This is a genomic window from Vibrio sp. Y176 (assembly GCF_033438945.1).
Genome location: NZ_JAWOQS010000042.1, coordinates 1 through 2506, shown reverse-complemented (window position 1 = coordinate 2506; position 2506 = coordinate 1). Strand labels below are relative to the sequence as shown.

Here is a 2506-nt window from a genome sequence, read left to right as displayed (position 1 = left end):
CTATGCATTGCGTTTAGTGTTTAAGGTGGTGTGCGGGAGCTCGGTATTGCGTTGCTCACACCTTAACAGGGCGTTATACGTTGCGCATGAAATTAAACAATTAGAAGGATTTAAAGCATATGATTACTTGCTATGTCAGGTACGTGATTGACCCGAAAAAGGTCAAAGAATTTGAAGAATACGCAAGAATGTGGATTCCACTTGTTGAGAAGTTCGGTGGTCAGCACAATGGCTATTTTCTACCGTCAGAAGGTGCAAATAATATAGCTCTAGCTTTGTTCTCATTCGAAAGCTTATCAGCATACGAAGAGTATCGTCTCAAATCTCTAAATGATCCCGAGTGTATTGAAGCTTTTGAGTTTGCAGATAAAGTAGACTGCATCATTAGCTATGAACGTAGTTTTTTCAGACCTGTGCTCAGGTAGGGAAGCAATGTATAACAAACTGCTCAAGAGGGATTCGCAACGCGTGGCATTTTCACTATGCGTTGGTTTAGGTGATTAAGGTGGTATGCGGAAGCTTTGGTATTGCATTGCTCACCCCTTAGCAGGGCGTTATGTTTTCGGAGGAAATTTGAATCAACCCAAAATCAATAATTTGAAGTTCGATACTATATTTGACGGTGCAATCAAGTGTTTGAGAAATGCTCAAGAGCTCTGCGATGAAGCTGAGATTTTACATAAGCATGAAAAATACGCACGTTCATTCGCTTTAAGCCATTTCGCACGAGAAGAGTTTGGGAAAAGCTTTATGCTTTTCAGAACGTTAATTGACGTTGCAGCGGGCAAGAAAGTCGATTGGAAAAAGCTCAATCGCAGATTTCGTGACCATAAGCAAAAGTTGGCAAGTGACGCAGCCGTTTCTACAACACTATTTGGGAAAGAATATCGTGAATTGGGCTTACCGTTAGAGGTATTATTTGGTGGTGTTGATTTTAAAAATGCTCAGAAAAATAGCTGTTTATATACCGACTGGGATAATGGTTCATTTACCCTTCCATCAGACACGATCACAGAAAAACAGTCCGAGCGAAACCTAACTATCGCTATCTACCGTATCGCTAAACTAGGTCCACCATTATTGGAGTTGGAGCGTCTAAAGAACTCTTCAAAACAAGATCTTAAAGTAATTTATCCAGATGAAATGCCAGAAAGTATAGATGAATACTTAGATCTGCTGTCGAGTCGAGTACAAACATAACAAGGCATTTAAGACGGATTCCCAACGCTTGGTATTTTCGGTTTGATTCGGCTTAAGTGTTTACGGCACAATGGTTTAGGTCGGGTGGTAGGCGTTGCTCACCACTTAATGCGGCGTTAGTGTTGAAAGGAAAATTTGTGCAGCAAGATGATTTATTTATTTCTCGCTATGTAGCGGGGCGACTCTCTACCGAAGACTTATTAGCTTTTGCTGAGAGCAAATTGAAGTCTGGAGTATATACGGATGAAGTCTTAGCGGTATATGATACTGAACCTATATGGGAAGTAGTGTCAGAGATGTTTGAAGTGATGATTAAATCTCTAGGGCATGAGAAACCGTCATTCGAAGCTGCTATAGATTTTTTAGCTAGATACCATATATCTCAAATAGTTTACAGAAGCGCCAACCCTAGTCAGCAATTTGAGTTACTTTTACGCGATATTTCTGGATTTGATTTACATGAAAATATTGAGTTCTTTGTAGGCGATAATATAGGTATACATAAGATTTATGGGGCATTTCATGATTTCTACGAGTCTGATTCAGAGCGGGATTTTTTTATATTTAACGAATGTAAAGTATGGTTGGAGTTACAACACTAACAAAGCGTTTAAGACGGATTCCCAACGCTTGGCATCTTCGGTTTGATTCAGCTTTAGTGTTTACGGCACAATGGTTTAAGTAAGGTGGTTGCGTTGCTCACCACTTAACGCGGCGTTATAACTCAAGGGGAAATTGTGAAACTGAAGAATATCAAAGGTGTGGCTAAGAACTTCACCTTATCATTTTTTAGTGGCGAAAATTACATCGATGGTGGGTTTGTCCGTGATGATATCTTCAAACTAGCTAATCTTAAAGCGGGTGATTTAGTGAGAATTAGTTGGATTCCAACTAAAGATGAAGAGCTGTTTAAGCTAACGCCTAGAGTACGTAAGACGGTTCTCGCTTATCGCAAGTGGCTGCCTAAGTTGTGCGAATCTCACAGTTTGCCTATTGAATGCTTCGAAGAATTTTATATATCGGCTTATCGTGCTGATAACCACCAGGTGTACGTCGAAGTGGTAGTTGTGGATCTAAATGGAAAAATCTATCAGCTGCCAATTTGGGTTTGAGTTATAACAAACTGTTTAAGAGTGATTCGCAACGCGTGGCATTTTTACTATGCGTTGCGTTTGGTGTTTAAGGTGGTATGCGGCGACATCAGTATTGCGTTGCTCACACCTTAACAGGGCGTTATGCGCCAAAAATTGGATTCACATCCATGCTTTTGTGGAGGATACGGATAATCTCAATATTTTGATTGCCG

4 protein-coding genes are annotated in these 2506 nt (G+C 40.3%); all 4 read left to right on the top strand.

Annotation, left to right across the window (positions count from 1 at the left end):
• The first annotated feature begins 119 nt into the window (after positions 1-119).
• The 4 genes from R7O13_RS23865 to R7O13_RS23850 all read left to right on the top strand — a co-directional run bounded on the left by R7O13_RS23865 (position 120) and on the right by R7O13_RS23850 (position 2312).
• Positions 120-425: an NIPSNAP family protein gene (locus tag R7O13_RS23865; protein ID WP_025611608.1), complete on the top strand. Its 306-nt coding sequence runs from the start codon at positions 120-122 to the stop codon at positions 423-425.
• A gap of 148 nt (positions 426-573) precedes the next feature.
• Positions 574-1200: an AbiV family abortive infection protein gene (locus tag R7O13_RS23860; protein WP_171346353.1), complete on the top strand. Its 627-nt coding sequence runs from the start codon at positions 574-576 to the stop codon at positions 1198-1200.
• Between the two features lie 137 nt (positions 1201-1337).
• Positions 1338-1802, top strand: a complete 465-nt coding sequence (locus tag R7O13_RS23855; protein ID WP_262592754.1) for a hypothetical protein — start codon at positions 1338-1340, stop codon at positions 1800-1802.
• Positions 1803-1937: 135 nt separating this feature from the next.
• On the top strand, positions 1938-2312 hold the full coding sequence (locus R7O13_RS23850; protein ID WP_238958978.1) for a hypothetical protein: 375 nt from the start codon (positions 1938-1940) through the stop codon (positions 2310-2312).
• Positions 2313-2506: the final 194 nt, after the last annotated feature.

Bases quoted from the DNA above. Each gene is read 5' to 3' on its own strand.
- R7O13_RS23865 (WP_025611608.1), top strand. From the start codon at position 120: ATGATTACTTGCTATGTCAGGTACGTGATTGACCCGAAAAAGGTCAAA.